General features: G+C 70.6%; 13 protein-coding genes. 7 read left to right on the top strand and 6 right to left on the bottom strand.

Annotated elements, in window-relative coordinates; all coding sequences use genetic code 11:
- From ADK36_RS36450 to ADK36_RS36435, 4 genes are all read right to left on the bottom strand, one after another.
- Positions 1-533: ATP-binding cassette domain-containing protein (locus ADK36_RS36450; RefSeq protein ID WP_234330018.1), on the bottom strand; the 533-nt coding region annotated here is incomplete at its 3' end.
- Between the two features lie 76 nt (positions 534-609).
- Complete coding sequence (locus ADK36_RS36445) at positions 610-3,501, bottom strand: SpoIIE family protein phosphatase (protein ID WP_053200643.1); 2,892 nt, start codon at positions 3,499-3,501, stop codon at positions 610-612.
- Between the two features lie 130 nt (positions 3,502-3,631).
- Complete coding sequence (locus ADK36_RS36440) at positions 3,632-4,603, bottom strand: cyclase family protein (RefSeq protein WP_053200641.1); 972 nt, start codon at positions 4,601-4,603, stop codon at positions 3,632-3,634.
- Positions 4,604-4,774: 171 nt separating this feature from the next.
- Positions 4,775-5,488 carry an SDR family NAD(P)-dependent oxidoreductase gene (locus ADK36_RS36435; RefSeq protein ID WP_048582678.1) on the bottom strand — a complete coding sequence of 238 codons (714 nt, stop codon included), beginning with the start codon at positions 5,486-5,488 and terminating at the stop codon, positions 4,775-4,777.
- Positions 5,489-5,554: 66 nt separating this feature from the next.
- Between ADK36_RS36435 and ADK36_RS36430 the strand changes: the two genes are divergently transcribed.
- Positions 5,555-6,157 carry a MarR family winged helix-turn-helix transcriptional regulator gene (locus tag ADK36_RS36430; RefSeq protein WP_078916315.1) on the top strand — a complete coding sequence of 201 codons (603 nt, stop codon included), beginning with the start codon at positions 5,555-5,557 and terminating at the stop codon, positions 6,155-6,157.
- Between the two features lie 126 nt (positions 6,158-6,283).
- Positions 6,284-6,973, top strand: coding sequence for a GAF and ANTAR domain-containing protein (locus tag ADK36_RS36425; protein ID WP_053200639.1), 690 nt, complete (start codon positions 6,284-6,286; stop codon positions 6,971-6,973).
- A gap of 215 nt (positions 6,974-7,188) precedes the next feature.
- Here ADK36_RS36425 and ADK36_RS36420 read toward each other — a convergent pair whose 3' ends face one another.
- The gene (locus ADK36_RS36420) at positions 7,189-7,740 is read right to left on the bottom strand and encodes an AAA family ATPase (RefSeq protein ID WP_078942610.1); all 552 of its coding nucleotides are present in this window, start codon (positions 7,738-7,740) and stop codon (positions 7,189-7,191) included.
- A 237-nt stretch (positions 7,741-7,977) separates the two neighbouring features.
- On the opposite strand from ADK36_RS36420, the gene ADK36_RS36415 reads away from it, so the two are divergent.
- On the top strand, positions 7,978-8,976 hold the full coding sequence (locus ADK36_RS36415) for an esterase/lipase family protein (protein ID WP_053200636.1): 999 nt from the start codon (positions 7,978-7,980) through the stop codon (positions 8,974-8,976).
- A gap of 265 nt (positions 8,977-9,241) precedes the next feature.
- On the top strand, positions 9,242-9,736 hold the full coding sequence (locus ADK36_RS36410) for a peptidylprolyl isomerase (RefSeq protein WP_048582746.1): 495 nt from the start codon (positions 9,242-9,244) through the stop codon (positions 9,734-9,736).
- A 147-nt stretch (positions 9,737-9,883) separates the two neighbouring features.
- Here ADK36_RS36410 and ADK36_RS36405 read toward each other — a convergent pair whose 3' ends face one another.
- Complete coding sequence (locus tag ADK36_RS36405) at positions 9,884-11,599, bottom strand: IlvD/Edd family dehydratase (protein WP_199830324.1); 1,716 nt, start codon at positions 11,597-11,599, stop codon at positions 9,884-9,886.
- Positions 11,600-11,646: 47 nt separating this feature from the next.
- On the opposite strand from ADK36_RS36405, the gene ADK36_RS36400 reads away from it, so the two are divergent.
- The 3 genes from ADK36_RS36400 (at position 11,647) to ADK36_RS36390 (ending at position 15,746) form a co-directional block, all read left to right on the top strand.
- Positions 11,647-12,471 carry an IclR family transcriptional regulator gene (locus tag ADK36_RS36400; protein ID WP_053200634.1) on the top strand — a complete coding sequence of 275 codons (825 nt, stop codon included), beginning with the start codon at positions 11,647-11,649 and terminating at the stop codon, positions 12,469-12,471.
- A gap of 51 nt (positions 12,472-12,522) precedes the next feature.
- Complete coding sequence (locus tag ADK36_RS36395) at positions 12,523-13,542, top strand: zinc-dependent alcohol dehydrogenase (RefSeq protein WP_199830323.1); 1,020 nt, start codon at positions 12,523-12,525, stop codon at positions 13,540-13,542.
- A 236-nt stretch (positions 13,543-13,778) separates the two neighbouring features.
- Positions 13,779-15,746: a glycoside hydrolase family 97 protein gene (locus ADK36_RS36390; protein ID WP_053200632.1), complete on the top strand. Its 1,968-nt coding sequence runs from the start codon at positions 13,779-13,781 to the stop codon at positions 15,744-15,746.
- Positions 15,747-15,796: the final 50 nt, after the last annotated feature.

Raw genomic sequence — 15,796 nt, 5'->3', positions numbered from 1 at the left:
CGGGCGCAGTCCGCGGCCGGGAGGCGGGCGGTCGGCTCGTCGAGGACGATGAGCTTCGCCCGTGCCGCCAGGGCTCGGGCGAGGGCGACCAGCGAGCGTTCGGTGGGGGCGAGGTGGGCGATGGGTGTGTCGGGGTCGAGATGCGCGGCGACGGTCCGCAGGGCGTCGGTGCTGTCCTCACGGGTCCGCCGCCAGGAGATCAGTCCGGCGCGGCGCGCGTACCCGGTGCTCAGGGCGATGTTCTCGGCGACCGTCATCCATTCCACGAGACCGAGGTCCTGGTGGATGAAGGACATGCTGTGCGATGCGGCGTGACTACCGAGTGGGTGCCCGTCCACGGTGATCTGGCCCGCGTCGGCGTGGTGGACGCCGGAGAGCACCTTGATGAGGGTGGACTTGCCGGCCCCGTTCGGACCCAGAAGGGCGAGGACGCTGCCGACGTGGACGTCGACGTCGACCCCGGCCAGCGCGACGGTCCCCCCGAACCTTTTGCGGAGCCCGCGGATGCGGACCAGAGGTTCCGCTCCTGGCACGTTCTTCCCGGCTTTCGTGAGGGACACCAACGGTACAGATCATGACATTTACGGCAGCGTATGTGAGGCATTGCCGTCACACACCGGCGAGCCCGCACTCGGCCCAGATCACCTTGCCCTGCGGGAGATAGCGCGTGCCCCAGCTCTGCGACAGCTGCGCGACGAGGAACAGGCCACGGCCACCCTCGTCGGTGCCGGCCGCTCGGCGCAGGTGCGGGGCGGTGTTGCTGGCGTCGGAGACCTCGCAGATCAGGGTGCGGTCGTGGAGCAGCCGCACCCGGATGGGCCCGGCACCGTGACGGATGGCGTTGGTGACCAGCTCACTGAGCATGAGTTCCGCGGCGAACGCGGCCTCGTCGAGGCCCCAGTCGGCCAGCTGCCGGAGGGCGGCGGCGCGGACGTCGCTGACCAGGGCGGGGTCGGCGGGCAGGTCCCAGGTGGCGATCCGCTCGGGGGCCAGGGCGTGGGTGCGGGCGACGAGCAGGGCGATGTCGTCCCGGGGGTGAGCGGGCGCGACGGTGTCCAGGATGGCCTCACAGGCCTCCTCGGGCGTGTGCTCCGGGTGGGCGAGGGCTTCTCGCAGCTGGTCGAGGACCACGTCGACGTCGCGTTGCCGGTCCTCTATGAGTCCGTCCGTGTAGAGGACGAGCTGGCTGTCCTCGGGTAGGTGGATCTCGGTGGCCTCGAAGGGCAGGCCGCCGAGACCGAGAGGGGGCCCGGCGGGAAGGTCGGGGAAGGACACCGTGCCGTCGGGCTGCACCACCGCGGGCGGAGGATGGCCTGCGCGGGCCAGGGTGCACCGCTGCGAGGTCGGGTCGTAGATCGCGTACAGGCAGGTGGCGCCGATGATGCCGGCGCCGTCGGAGGCGGGGTCCTCCCGGTCCAGGCGTCCCACGAGGTTGTCGAGGTGGGTGAGGACGTCGTCCGGAGGGAAGTCGAGTTCGGCGAAGCTGCGTGCGGCGGTGCGCAGTCGGCCCATGGTGGCGGCGGAGAGCATGCCGTGTCCGACGACGTCGCCGACGAAGAGGCCGACCCGGGCCCCCGAGAGGGGAACGACGTCGTACCAGTCCCCGCCGACGTCGGATTCGGCGGGGAGATAGCGATGCGCGACCTCGACGGCGTCCTGATCGGGCAGTCCGCGCGGGAGCAGGCTGCGTTGCAGGGCCAGGACCATGGTGCGTTCACGTGTGTAGCGGCGTGCGTTGTCGATGGACAGGGCGGCTCGGGTGGCCAGTTCCTGGGCCAGCGAGCGGTCGTCGTCGCCGAAGGGTGCGGGGTCCTGCCCTCGGTAGAAGCCGGCGATGCCCAGCACGACGCCGCGGGCGACCAAGGGCACCGCGATGAGGGAGTGGACGTGGTCCAGCAGTTGCCCGGTGTGCTCGGGGTCCTGCGCGAGCCAGCCGGCGGCGGCCTTCAGGTCCGGTTCCAGCACCGCCTGCCCGTCGGTCAGGCACCGCAGCTGGGGGGTCGTCGGGCCGTAGTCGATCCGCTTGCCGACCGGCCGGAAGGGAAGGTCGTCGCGTATGCCGTGGACCACCGCGCGACGCAGGTCACTGCCGGGATCGGTGGACTCCTCACCGCGCAGTACGGCCTCGGGCAGATCGATGGTGACGAAGTCGGCCAGTCGCGGGACCGCCGTCTCGGCGAGTTCCTCGGCGGTGCGGCGTATGTCCAGGGTGGTGCCTATGCGGGTGCTGACCTCGGAGAGCAGCTCCAGGCGGCGTCGCGCGGCCAGGGCGTACGCCCCCACGTGCGGCTCCCCCACCAGCACGAGCCCGCCCTCCCGGGGCGGGGGGTCGGGGTGGTGATCCGTCGTGTCGGCGGCATCGTGTGCGTCGTCGGCGTCGCCGGTCGTGATGCCCTGGCCGGATTCGGCACCGGGCAGGATCGTGTACGGCGCGGTGGCGGCGCGGTGCTCGGGCGCCGGGGCAGCGTGAGCAGCCCCCGAGAGCGGGCCGCCGGGAACGTCGGCAGGCGCAGCGGCAAGGCCCAGCGGCTCGTCGGCCTGACGCGGGACGCCAAGGGGCTTTCCCGGCGCCGGCGCGAGGACGGGGAGGACGGCCTCGATGGCGATACCCGCCACCCCGGACGCACTCGCCACCGGACGGCTCACGAGCGTGACCCGCCGGCCGTCGGACAGGTAGACGTCGACAGCGGCTCGATCCCCTCGGGAGATCAGCTCGGTGGCCTTCCCCACGAGCATGGACCGGTCTCGGGGGTGCAGTTCGAGTGCCAGTTCGTCCACCCCGATACCGCGCTGGAGACCGGCCGCGGTTCTGGCTCCCGCGTCCAGGTAGGCCCGCAGCAGGGCGCGCCCTCGCGCGGAACTCTGGCCGAGCAGCCGCCGCTCGATGGCCCCCGCCGCCTTGCGTATGACGGCGTCCAGCGCCGGGTTCTCGAGCTTGCGCGGGTAGCCGAAGCACAGGACACCCTCGATACGGCCGCTGAGCGGATCCCGGACGGGGAGTGCGCGGCAGGCGCTGCCCTGAGAACGCTCGGCGAAGTGCTCGGCACCGTAGACCCGGATGAGGCGACGCTCCGCGAGGGCGAGACCGATGCCGTTGGTTCCGGCGACCCGCTCGGCGAACACGAATCCCGGGACGCGCTGGATCGCCGGGAGAGCTCTGGCCAGGGACGCCTCTCCGAAACGGCGCAGGAGAACCGTCCCGTTCGCGTCGGCGACGGAGATGTTCATCGCGCTGCCGGCGAACCGGGACTGGAGTCGGTCGAGTACGGGCACGGCCGCGCGCACGATCCGGCCATCCGGATCGAAATCATCCCGGAAGGGAAGGTCGTCCTGGTCCGGCGAGAGGCCCAGAAGCCCACAGCGCTGCCATGAATTCAAGATCGACGCTCGCACACCCGTCTCGACCGGCTCCCCTTGCAGAAACCGCTCACGGGAACGAACGGGCCCTGTGCCGTCTGTCGCAGGCCCCGTCGGCATCGGTTCCCGGTCGGGCAGAACCACGCTTCGCCTCACTCACGCCTTCAATAATCCACTTTGCGAAAATATCTGGCATTAACGAGAATACGGGACATCAAGGGCGAGGGTCACGGTTGGTAAAATCCCTCACGCACGGTAACGGGCGGCGTCCTCGTCACAGGACGGCGACGGGGGTGACGGGTGAGCCGGTCCCGCCCGGAATGTTCAACGGCGCCACGACCAGCATGAATTCATACCGCCCCGCCTCGGCGGTCGCGGCGGAGAGCGCCTCCAGGTCGAGGTTGTCCAACAGCGGCACTCCCATCGCGGTCACGGCCAGGGCGTGGACAGGCGAGTGCACGCCGTCCACCGGCGAGGGCCGCACATCACTGTCGCCGTCTCCGCCCAGCAGCGCGATACCGCGCTCGGCCAGCAGCGGCAGGGCGTCCACGTGGAAGCCCGCGCTCGCCGCGTCGGAGTCCCAGGCACCGAGTTCCGCGCGGCGGCGGACATGTCCGGAGCGCAGCAGCACCGCGTCACCCTCGCCGATCGCCACGCCAAGCGCCTTCTCGGCGGCGATCACGTCCTTCGCGTGGACCGCTCGCCCCGGCTCCAGCCAGCGGACCCCCAGTACGGCCGGGAGGTCGAGCAGCACACCCTTCGTGACGAGGGGTCCGAGCGTCGACACCGCGCCGAAGCGGGCGCCCGCGGAGTCGACGACCTCGCCCGCCGTCCGGCCGTCGTAGAGCTGCCCCTGGTAGGCGATGTGGCTCAGGGCGTCGAGATGGGTGACACCCTTGCCGTGGTAGTCGACAGCGATGAAATCCTTGTGGGTGCGGGGTTCGGGTGCTTCCACATCGCCCAGATCGGTCATGTGGTGCAGGGCCGGTTTGCGGTTGTCGGGGCCGGGCCGGGTGTTCCAGGGCAGCGCCGTCGGGACGACGGCCCCGGACCGTACGGCGGCCGTGGCCCGCCGCACATGGTCCGCGGTCACGCGGTTCCAGGCACCACGGTCGGCCGGGGCCCACCGCCCCCACGTGCGAACCGCTTCGAAGAGTGCGTCGAACTCCCGACGGGACACGGCGGGACCGTTGCCGATACCGGCCGACACGGGATCCGGGACCTGGGCGGCGGAACTAGAGCTCATCTGTCCTCCACGCCGAAACGATCGGCACTTGACCTGCACCGATAACGATTCTTGCTGCCGTACGCGGCATTCACCGGCGAGGAAATGCCGCAGATGGCAATAAACGGCCTGTTTGAGTCAGCTGCCACCGGGTGACGAGTAGCGGGGTGAGGCCCTGGGACCCGGCCCGCGCTAACGCGTGGTGAAGGCACCTCCGTTGACATGGACGGTCTGCCCGGTGATGTGGCGCGCCCCTGGTGATGCGAGGAAATGGGCGGTCTGGGCGATGTCGTCGACCGTGCCCGGTCGTTTGTTGTGCGTCTCCTCCACGAGTGCGCGACGGCGTTCGTCGCTCAAGCCGCCGCGGAAGAAGTTGGTGCCGGCGATGTAGCCCGCGGAAATGATGTTGCAGGTGACGCCCGCCGGAGCGAGTTCGGCGGAGAGCGTGGCGTTCCATGCGCCGAGGGCGGCCTTGGCCGCCCCGTAGGAGCCGCCTCGGCGCTCGGCGCCGATCGAACCGATGCTGACGACCGAGCTGTCGCGGGTGAGCCTGTCCTGGACCGAGGCCGTGGTCAGTACGGCACTGAGCAGGTTCTGTGCCAGGTTGGCATGCCACAGGGCCAGCACCTCGTCCAGCGACGTTCCGTCACCGACGGGCTGGGACAGGCCACCGGCGGCGTTGATGAGGACGTCCACCTCGTCGAGCCGGGCGGCGAGTTCCGCGACCTGAACGGTGTCGGTGGCGTCGCAGACGGCGCCGTGTACGCCCAGCTCCCTGGCGGCCGCTTCGACCGTGTCGGGGTTGCGTCCGGTGATGAGGACCTCTGCCTGGTCGGCGGCGAACCGTGCGGCGATGGCGCGGCCGATGCCACTGGTGCCACCCGTGACGAGAACAGTGCGCGTCAAGATCTCCTCCTGCCTCCTTGCTACGTTTAGACCTAAACATAGTCCACGCGGACAGAGGATCGCACCATGACCGACGCCCTCCCCTCCTCTCCGGGAAGACCCGAACCCGCCCACTCCCCCGCCGAGATCGCGGCAGCCTGGAGGCGGGAGAGACCGGGCACCCCCACGGAGTCGATCGAGATCGTCACGCCCATCTGGTGGCTGGCCAAGCTGTTCGCCGACGACCGCAACCGGGCCCTGCGCGAAGCCGGCATCGACACAGCCACGCTGGACCTGCTGTCCGTGATCCGCCGCTCGGGGCCGCCGTACACCCTCAGCACCCGCGAACTCGCCCTACGGACCCTGGTGACCGCCGGAGCGATCTCCCAGCGCGTCGCCCGAGCCGAACGGGACGGCCTCGTCGAGCGCGTCCCTGGCCCCGCCGGCAGCCGGACCGTCCTGGTGAGGCTCACGGCCGAGGGCCACGCGCTGATCGAACGGTCCGTCGACACCGTGCTCGGCCGGGAAGCGACACTCGTCAGCTGCCTCTCGGTGAACGAACGCGCCTCGCTCATCGAACTGCTCGACAAGCTGATGGCCGACGTCCGGCAGCGCACGATCCACCCGGCAGGCCATGAAGCGCCCCCTTCCGGCCCTGCCGAGAGCACACTCGCCGAGAAGGAGGAATGAGAGCGGCAGGTCCTTCGGGAAGATCATCCGGAGGGCGGAATCCATCCCACTCCTCGTCAGGTCGTCAGGCCGGCGTGCCATGCTGGATAGACGACTGGACCCGGGCACACCGACGTGGAGGACGCGATGGACTGGGCTCGGTTCGCGCAGCAGATGGCGGCGATGGCCCGGGATCTCCTCGCCCAGGAGTCGGTCGACGCGACCCTGAACCGGATCACCGGCTCTGCCACCGAACTGGTGGAGGGCTGCGACGCGGCCGGCATCCTGGTGCTCCGCGGCAAGGAGGTCCAGACGCTCGCACCCACACACGAGTTGGTCGTCGACAGTGACCGGCTCCAGGAGCGCCTGAGCGAGGGGCCGTGCTTCGATGCCGCCCACACCAAGGGGGGCGAGCGGGTCTTCCGCATCCCGGACCTCACCCGGGAACAGCCGCGGTGGCCCTCCTTCGCACCCCAGGCCCAGCAACTCGGCGTGGGCAGCATGATGGGCTTCATGCTGTACACGGAGGACGAGGAACTCGGTGCGCTGAACCTCTACTCCCGCAAGCCCGGCGTGTTCACCGAGGTCAGCGAGCTGGCCGGCTGGCTGCTGGCTTCCCACGCCGCCGTCGCCTTCGCCAGCGCCCGCACGCACGCCCAGATGGCACACGCGGTCGCCACCCGTCACATGATCGGCGAGGCCATGGGCATCCTCATGGGCAGCCACCACCTCACCGAGGAACAGGCATTCGACACGCTGCGCCGGCATTCGCAGGAGAACAACGTCAAACTCCGTGAGGTCGCCCGTCTGATCTGCGAGCACGGCAACCTGGCCTGACCACGCGAGCGGCTCCCCCGGCTCGTGGTCTGAACCAGGGGAGCCTGGCCGGACCAGCCCCCAGGGGGAACGCAGCTCGGCCCGGCCTTGTCGTCAAGTCCCCCGCCCCGCAGGTTTCACGCGGCCCGGCACCGCGATGTCCGTTCCCGGCCTGTGCTCACTGCCTGTAAGTGACGGCCGTCTCCGTCCCGCTCCCCGACCCGCCCCCATCCCCGTCAGGCCACCAGGGCGCGATGGCGAGCCTCTCGAAGGATGCGGTCGGCGGTCTCCTCGGCCGTGAGGGCCGCGGAGTCCAACCACCATCCGGCATCGCCGAGTTCGCGCTTCATGCCGGCCTCTAGATCTTCGTAGCCGTCGAAGGCGAACCGCTCCCGAGGATCACGGATGGTGTTGCGGTACCGGCATGTCTCGATGCCCGGGGCGAGGACGATGAACAGGACGCGTCGAGCCGGGAGGAGGGAGCGGAAGAAGTCCAGCTGCTCCCGGTCGGGGATCACCCAGTCGATCACGGGTGTGAAGCCCGCATCGGAGAAGTTGTTCGCCAGGGTGCACAGGTTGCGGTTGCACAGCTCCACCTGCCGCGCCGCCTCTTCCGCGGGTTCGCCAAGGGCCCAGACCCGGCCGCTGACGACCAGCCTGCTGATGAAGTCGCCGTCGAGCCGGGCAGAGCGCGGCAGGCGCTCGGCGATGAGCCGGGTCACGGTCGACTTCCCCGCCCCCGGCATGCCCGTCACGATGAGGCAGTCCCGCGTCCCAGCAGCGATCACGCCCGCGATCGTGCCAGCGCGCCCGGGAGCCGGCAATCGTATTTCGCCCAGCCCGAGCCGAGGTGGGCTCACGCCGTCGACGTCGCAGAGCCGCACGAATGAAAGGTCGCAGAGCCGCACGAATGAAAGCCGCTACTCCGACGGGGGTGTCCGGTGCGGATTGGGCATGGCCCGGGCGGCGGCTCCTTGAGGATCTTGATCGTCAGTTTGTGATCGACCCTGCCGAGGAGCGGAAGAATGTCCCATCGCCCTGTCCGGCCCGCGCCGCGTTCCCGCCTGATCAGACGGTGGGCGACTGCGACCGTCAGCGCTGTCACAGCGCTCGCCCTCGGATTCCCGGGTACGTCGGTCGCCGCCGACGGCCCGACCCCACCCGGCGCAGCGACCGCCTCGGCCCCCGAGGCCTTCCTGCGTGGCACGCTCCAGCCGGACGCCTCGCCGCCGGGGGCGAACGACTGGAAGTGCCGGCCGACCGCGGCGCACCCCCGCCCCGTGGTCCTGCTGCACGCGACCCTGACGAACGCCCACATGAACTGGAGCATGTTGTCCCCCCTGCTCAAGGAAGCCGGGTACTGCGTCTTCGCACCGAACTACGGCGGCCGACCGGGCGTTCCGTTCAAGGCCACGCGGCACATCCCCGACTCCGCCCGTGAGATCGCCCGCTATGTCGACCGGGTGCTCGATGCCACCGGTGCCCGGCAGGTCGACCTGGTCGGGCACTCCCAGGGCGGTGGAGTGCTGCCCCGCTGGTATCTGCGCTTCGAAGGGGGCACGAACCCGGCGAAGCCGTCACACAACAAGGTGCGCAGGCTCATCGGCCTGGCCCCGTCCAACCACGGCGCCACCCTCTCCGGCCTGGGCACCCTCACCACTGAACTCGGCCTCAACCCGACGGTGTCCCTGGTGGCGGGGCAGGCGTACGCGGACCAGATGGTGGGATCCGAGGTGAACACCACACTCGACCGGGGCGGCGACACCCAACCGGGCGTCGACTACACGGTCATCGCCACCCGGTACGACGAGGCCGTCACGCCGTACCGCAATCAGTTCCTCAAGGCCGGGCCACGGGCGAAGGTGCGCAACATCACCCTCCAGGACATCTGTCCGCAGGACCTCTCCGAGCACATCTCGATCGCCTACGACTCCAACGCCCTGCAAATCGTCCTCAACGCCCTCGACCCCGCACACGCCCGCTCCGTGCACTGCCGCCTCTCGGCACCCCTCATCGGCGGCTGAGACGCCGTATCACCGGCCCGCCCTTCCGGCCGGTGCTGCGTCGGTCGCGGCCTTCCGCAGGGTCATGCGGTAGTCCGTCAGGAAGTCCTGCAGCGTGGCCGGTTCACCGTCCGGACCGGGGCCCTCGCCGTTGCGGGGGTCGTCGGCAGGGTCGGCCGGTCATGCCTGCCATACCGTCCGCCTCATTACGGTCGGCGGCCCGGTTCCCGGCGCGCCACGGCCCGCCAGTTCGACCTGGGCCCGCCTCTTGTGGAGAATCATGGTCATGAGCGAGAACGTCTTCTTCAAGGTTTCGGCTGGTGGCAAGGACCTCGGCCGTATCGTCTTCCGTCTGTACGACGACGTCGTGCCCAAGACCGCACGCAACTTCCGTGAGCTGGCGACCGGCCAGAACGGGTTCGGATACAAGGGTTCCCCCTTCCACCGGGTCATCCCGGAGTTCATGCTTCAGGGCGGTGACTTCACCAACGGCAACGGCACCGGCGGCAAGAGCATCTACGGTGAGACGTTCGCGGACGAGAACTTCCAGCTGAAGCACGACCGGCCGTTCCTGCTCAGCATGGCCAACGCGGGCCCGGGCACCAACGGCTCGCAGTTCTTCATCACCACCGTGGTGACGCCGTGGCTGGACGGCAAGCACGTCGTGTTCGGCGAGGTCGTCGAGGGTGAGGACGTCGTCAAGGCGGTCGAGGCCCTGGGCAGCCGCTCGGGCGCGACGAGCACGAAGATCGTCGTCGAGGAATGCGGCGTCGTCGCCTGACGAAGGCGTAGCCGCATTTCAGGTCCGTTCCGGTCCGTTCGCGTCTACTCAGGTCCGTCAGACCCGCTACACGGGTCTGACGGACCTGTTTCCTTTTCCGCGGCCCCTGCCCCGGCGGCGGCCCGGGGTCGGGGGGGCGGAACGCGGTCAGTGCGACTCGCGGCCCACCTCCGAGCCGCTGGAGCCGACCAGGAAGTCCAGGTCGGCGCCCGTGTCGGCCTGGAGGACGTGGTCGACGTAGAGGCGTTCCCAGCCGCGCCGTGGGTTGGCGTAGGCGTCGGCCGTGGCCTCGCTCGGGCTTCTGCGGGCGAGTTCGCCGGCCGGTACGTCGACGTCGATACGGCGGGCTTCGACGTCCAGGACGATGAAGTCGCCGGTCCGCACGAGGGCCAGCGGCCCGCCCGCCGCCGCTTCCGGCGCCACGTGCAGGACGACCGTGCCGTACGCCGTGCCGCTCATCCGGCCGTCGCAGACGCGGACCATGTCGCGGACGCCCTGTTCGAGGAGCTTCTTCGGCAGGGGCATGTTGGAGACCTCGGGCATGCCCGGGTAGCCCTTGGGGCCGCAGCCGCGCAGGACGAGGACCGAGCCGGCGTCGACGTCGAGGTCCGGATCGTCGATGCGGGCGTGGAAGTCCTCGATGGAGTCGAAGACGACGGCCCGGCCGCGGTGGCGCAGCAGGTGCGGGGAGGCGGCGGCCGGTTTGACGAGCGCGCCGTCGGGGGCGAGGTTGCCGCGCAGGACGGCGATGCCGCCCTCGGCGACCAGGGGTTCGGCGCGGGTGCGGATGACCTCGGTGTCCCAGATCGAGGCGTCGTCGAGCGCGTCGACGAGGGGCTTGCCGGTGACGGTCAGGGCGTCGGGGTCGAGCAGGTCGCGTACCTCGCGCAGGACGGCGAGCATGCCTCCGGCGCGGTGGAAGTCCTCCATGAGGAAGCGGCCGGCGGGCTGGAGGTCGACCAGGACCGGGACGCGGGAGCCGACGCGGTCGAAGTCGTCGAGGGCGAGGTCGATGCCCAGGCGGCCCGCGATGGCCAGGAGGTGGACGACCGCGTTCGTGGAGCCGCCGATCGCGGCCAGGGCGACGATCGCGTTGTGGAAGGACGCCTTGGTGAGGAGGGAGCCCGGCCTTCGGTCGGCGCCCACCATGTCGACCGCCAGGCGTCCGGTGAGGTGAGCGGCCTCCAGCAGCCGGCTGTCGGGGGCCGGGGTGCCGGCCACGCCGGGGACGACCGTGCCCAGCGCCTCGGCGACCAGGGCCATCGTGGAGGCGGTTCCCATGGTGTTGCAGTGGCCTCTGCTGCGGATCATCGCCGACTCGGAGCGGGTGAACTGCTCCTGCGAGAGCGTGCCCGCGCGGACCTCCTCCGACAGCCGCCACACATCGGTGCCGCAGCCCAGCGGCGTGCCGCGGAACGTTCCGTTCAGCATCGGGCCGCCGGGCACGACGACGGCGGGCAGGTCCACCGAAGCGGCGGCCATGAGCAGCGACGGGATCGTCTTGTCGCAGCCGCCCAGCAGGACGACGCCGTCGACGGGGTTGGCCCGCAGCATCTCCTCGGTGGCCATCGCGGCCATGTTGCGCCAGAGCATGGCGGTGGGCCGTACGTTCGTCTCGCCGAGCGACACCACGGGCAGGTCCAGCGGGATGCCGCCCGCCTCGTACACGCCGTCGCGGACCGAGGACGCGACCTCGTGGAGATGAGCGTTGCAAGGGGTCAGGTCCGATGCCGTGTTGGCGATGGCGATCTGCGGTCGGCCGGTGAAGGCGTCGCCCGGCACGCCCCGGCGCATCCACGCGCGGTGGATGTAGGCATTGCGGTCCTGTCCCTCGTACCACTGTGCGCTGCGCAGCCTCACCATGGGACCTCTTCCAGCAGTTGGTACGGAGGTCTACAGTCTGGAACGCCATGGAGCATACGCAGACGCCCGACGGTTCGACAGCCCCCGGCGACGACGGTCCAACTTCCGTCGGCGGCAACCGCCTTGTGGGCTCCGACCGGGTCCTGGCCGTTCTCAAGGAGCTCGCCCGGTATCCGGACGGCGTGGGGCTGGAGGAGCTGACGCGGGTCGTCGCCAGTCCCAAGCCGACCGTGCACCGGGCGCTCGGCGCGCTGCGGCGGGCCGGGCTGGCGGACCAGGACGCCCGTGGCCACTATGTGCTGGGGAACGAGTTCCTGCGGATGGCCTTCGCCCACCACGAGGCGCGCCCCGAGCAGGTGCGGCTGCGTCCCGTACTCGAAGCGCTGGCACGACGGTTCGGCGAGACGGCCCACTACGCGGTGCTCGACGGGCGTGAGGTGGTCTACCGCGCCAAGGTCGACCCGCCCACCGGTGCGGTCCGGCTGACGTCGACGATCGGCGGGCGCAACCCCGCGCACACCACGGCCGTCGGAAAGCTCCTGCTCGCCCGGCGGCTGGCCACCGTGGAGGAGGTCGAGGCGTGGATCGGCGGCTCCCCGCTGGAGCGCCGTACGGCGCGCTCCCTGTGTACGGCCGCCGCGCTGCACCACGATCTGTCGGTCACGCGCGAGAGGGGATACGGCATCGACGACCAGGAGAACGAGGCCGGGGTGAACTGCCTCGCCCTGCCTGTCTATCCGACATCGCCCACGGTCCCCGCGGGGGCCGTGAGTGTCAGCGCGCTGGCGTACCGGACGCCGCCGGCCGTTCTCGTCGACGCCCTCGACGAGATGCGTGTTCTGCTCGGCCGGCTCGGCGTACCCCACTCCTGACTCTGGAGAACGACCATCGTGTACCTCATGCGCCGCAACCAAGGTCGTGTCATGCGCGCTTTCGTCCTGACCGGCCCCGGCGCGTACGAGGTCCAGGAGGTCCCGGCACCGGTGGCCGTACCCGGTGAAGTCGTCGTGGACGTCGAGCGGGTCGGTGTGTGCGGCACCGACATGGAGTTCTTCACCGGCGCCATGGCCTACCTGCACCAAGGACACTCCACGTACCCGATGCGGCCGGGCCACGAGTGGGCCGGGCGGGTGGCGGCGGTCGGTGACGGCGTCGACCCCGGGTGGATCGGGCGGCGCGTCATGGGTAACACGATGCTCGGCTGCGGCGGTTGCCGGCGCTGTCTGCGGGGCCATCAGCACGTGTGCGAGAGGCGCCAGGAGGTCGGCATCCGCGGCGCGCGGGCCGGCGCCCTGGCTGAGCAACTCGCGGTACCGGCATCCTCGTTGCACGCCCTGCCCGAATCGGTCGACGCCGCACTCGGCGCGCTCGTGGAGCCGGGCGGCAACGCCCTGCGTGCGGCGCGGGCGGCGGCGCCCGGCACCGGGGACCGCGCTCTCGTCCTGGGGGCCGGGACGATCGGCCTCCTGGTCGCGATGTTCCTGCGGGCAGCGGGCGCGGAAGTCCACCTGCTGGACCGTGCCGACAAGTCCCCCGACTTCGCCCACGCCTTGGGCTTCGCGCACGTATGGGACGAGCATTCCCTTCCGGACCTGCCCTTCGACGCGGTCGTCGACGCCTCGAACGCTGCCCGTCTGCCGGAGAAGGCACTGGAGTTGGTCGAACCGTCCGGTCGGGTCGTCCACATCGGGCTGGCCGGCGAGCCGAGCAGGATCGACACCCGGACGCTCGTGCTGAAGGACGTGACGGCCGTGGGGATCCTGTCCGCCTCTCCCGGCCTGGACGACACCATCCGCGCCTACGCGTCCGGAGCGGTCGACCCCAGGCCCCTCGTCGCGGCCACCGTGAGCCTCGACGAGGTCGGCCCGGTGCTCGCGGGTGAACGGCCGGAGGGCGCCGGCCCCGGCCCCAAGATCCACGTGAATCCCGGTCCTGGGGTCTGATGCCGCCGTGCGTCCTGAGGACTGCGTGACGTCCCTTTCCGGCGGGGTTCGCCCTGTGCCGGACGGCGGGTCGCTCGGGCCGGTGCGGCCGGATCGTGGCCGCCGTCTTGACCCCGCCTCGCAAGGGCGCGTACAACATCCCCGGAAGAAAACGCTTACTACATCTTTCGCCGCGCACGCCCTTCGCCCCGATCGAGCCGCGCCCGGCGCTGCCCTCAACCGAGAGGCCCTTGACGATGAGAACTTCACAGAACCGGGACGAGTCCGCGGCGGGCAGCGGCGGCGGGCCGGGGCCACTGTCACGCCGGGGGATGCTCAAGGGCACGGCCGTCACCGTCGGGATGGCAGCGGCGGGGATCGGCGCCGCGCAGCCGGCCCACGCGGCGGCGAGCTCGTGCAGCGCGACCGCCCGCATGGGCGGCACGTCCATCACGCTGTCCGTGGTGAACGGCGCACTCCGGTGGCACGCCGAGCGCGACGGCAGGACGGTGATCGACACCTCTGCCCTGGGGATCAGGCTGAGCGACGGGACCGTCCTAGGCAGTGACGTGACGGTGACGGGGAGCGGGCGCGGCACAGTTCACCGCACGTGGTCCCCGGTGTACGGGCGCAACGCGCGGGTCGTCGACCACTACCAGGAGCAGCGCTGGAACCTCAGGGACCGGCCCTCAGGGATCCGGTTCGGCGTCCGCATCCGGGCGTACCGGACCGGTGTGGCCCTCCGTTACGTGCTGCTGGACCAGGGCACGGCGACCATCGCCGACGAGCTGACGACCTTCGTCTTCCCGGACGACACCACTGTCTACAGCGCCCGCGACGAGAACGCCTACGAACCGGTCGCCCCCGACGCGATCCCCGTCACGGGGACCGCAGGCACGGACAACGGCCCGCTGACCGACCTGCCGCTCACCGCCACCCTCGCGGGCGGCCTCGTCGCCTGCGTCTGCGAGTCGGCGCGGGTGAACTTCCCCCGGCTGATGCTCAGTTCGGTCCCGGGGCGGCCCAACACCCTGTCGGCCTTCCTCATGGAGCACACCGCCCGCGGCACCGGCCCCGTCGAGCCGACCACGACCGTCACCACACCGTTCGCCACACCCTGGCGCGCCGTCGTCGTCGGCTCCACCCACGCCGAACTCGTCGACAACGCCGAGCTGGTGCTCAACCTGGCCCCGGACAGCGCCCTCGACGACACCTCATGGATCAAGCCGGGCAAGGTCTTCCGGTGTGAGCTCAGCACCGCCGCCGGCATGGCGGGTGTCGACTTCGCCGTGGCCCGCGGCGTGCAGTACATCGAGTACGACGCCGGCTGGTACGGCCCGGAGTTCTCCACCGTCGACGCGACCAGGCCCATCGCCGCCATCGACCTGCCGTCGGTCATCTCGTACGCCACGAGCCAGGGCATCGGCGTCTTCCTCTATGTCAACCGGCTCGCCCTGACGGACGCGGACGCGCTGTTCGGCCTCTACAAGAGCTGGGGCGTGCAGGGGATCAAGCTCGGCTTCATCAACGACGGCACCCGGTCGATGACCGACCAGATCATCGAGTGGGCCGCGACGGCCGCCAAGTACGAACTGCTGATCGACATGCACGACGACGTCCGGCCGTTCGGCTTCGAGCGGACGTATCCGAACTACATCAGCCTGGAAGGCGTCCGGGGCAACGAGCAGTTCCCGACGGCCACGCACAACGTGACGCTGCCCTTCGCCCGCAACATCGGCGGCCCGATGGACTACACGATCTGCTACGGCCAGTCCCGCGACAAGACGACCAACACCCACCAGATGGCCATGGCCGCGGTGTACTACCAGCCCCTCAACTTCCTCTTCTGGTACGACAGACCGTCCAAGTACAACAACCCCGCCAACTGGCCAGGGCTGCCCTGGTTCAACGCCGTCCCCACGACCTGGGACGAGAGCCGGACGCTGGCCGGATCGATCGGCGAGTACGTGGCCGTCGCCCGGCGCGACGGCGCCACCTGGTACCTCGGGGCGATGACCAACGAGACGTCCCGGACCCTGTCGCTCCCGCTGTCCTTCCTCGGCAGCGGAACGTACACGGCGACGATCTACTCCGACGGCACACCGGGCACCAACCCGTACCAGACCCCGGTCGTCGTCAGCACCCGCACCGTCACCTCGGCGACCAGCCTGGACGTCGCCATGGCCCCGGCCGGCGGCCAGGCGATCATCCTCAGGCCGAGCTGACGGTCGGCCACATACCTGCTCCGCCGTTCGAAGATCACGGCACGTACGCT

Source organism: Streptomyces viridochromogenes (genome assembly GCF_001270495.1).
Taxonomy (GTDB): domain Bacteria; phylum Actinomycetota; class Actinomycetes; order Streptomycetales; family Streptomycetaceae; genus Streptomyces; species Streptomyces viridochromogenes_A.
The sequence above is the reverse complement of the archived record's forward strand: the minus strand, read 5'-3'. Positions and strand labels throughout refer to the sequence as shown.

Excerpts from the sequence above, each read along its gene's own strand:
- ADK36_RS36440 (WP_053200641.1), bottom strand. The coding sequence starts at position 4,603 with ATGAGCTCTAGTTCCGCCGCCCAGGTCCCGGATCCCGTGTCGGCCGGT.
- ADK36_RS36430 (WP_078916315.1), top strand. The coding sequence starts at position 5,555 with ATGACCGACGCCCTCCCCTCCTCTCCGGGAAGACCCGAACCCGCCCAC.
- ADK36_RS36425 (WP_053200639.1), top strand. The coding sequence starts at position 6,284 with ATGGACTGGGCTCGGTTCGCGCAGCAGATGGCGGCGATGGCCCGGGAT.
- ADK36_RS36415 (WP_053200636.1), top strand. The coding sequence starts at position 7,978 with ATGTCCCATCGCCCTGTCCGGCCCGCGCCGCGTTCCCGCCTGATCAGA.
- ADK36_RS36410 (WP_048582746.1), top strand. The coding sequence starts at position 9,242 with ATGAGCGAGAACGTCTTCTTCAAGGTTTCGGCTGGTGGCAAGGACCTC.
- ADK36_RS36405 (WP_199830324.1), bottom strand. The coding sequence starts at position 11,599 with ATGGTGAGGCTGCGCAGCGCACAGTGGTACGAGGGACAGGACCGCAAT.
- ADK36_RS36400 (WP_053200634.1), top strand. The coding sequence starts at position 11,647 with ATGGAGCATACGCAGACGCCCGACGGTTCGACAGCCCCCGGCGACGAC.
- ADK36_RS36395 (WP_199830323.1), top strand. The coding sequence starts at position 12,523 with ATGCGCGCTTTCGTCCTGACCGGCCCCGGCGCGTACGAGGTCCAGGAG.
- ADK36_RS36390 (WP_053200632.1), top strand. The coding sequence starts at position 13,779 with ATGAGAACTTCACAGAACCGGGACGAGTCCGCGGCGGGCAGCGGCGGC.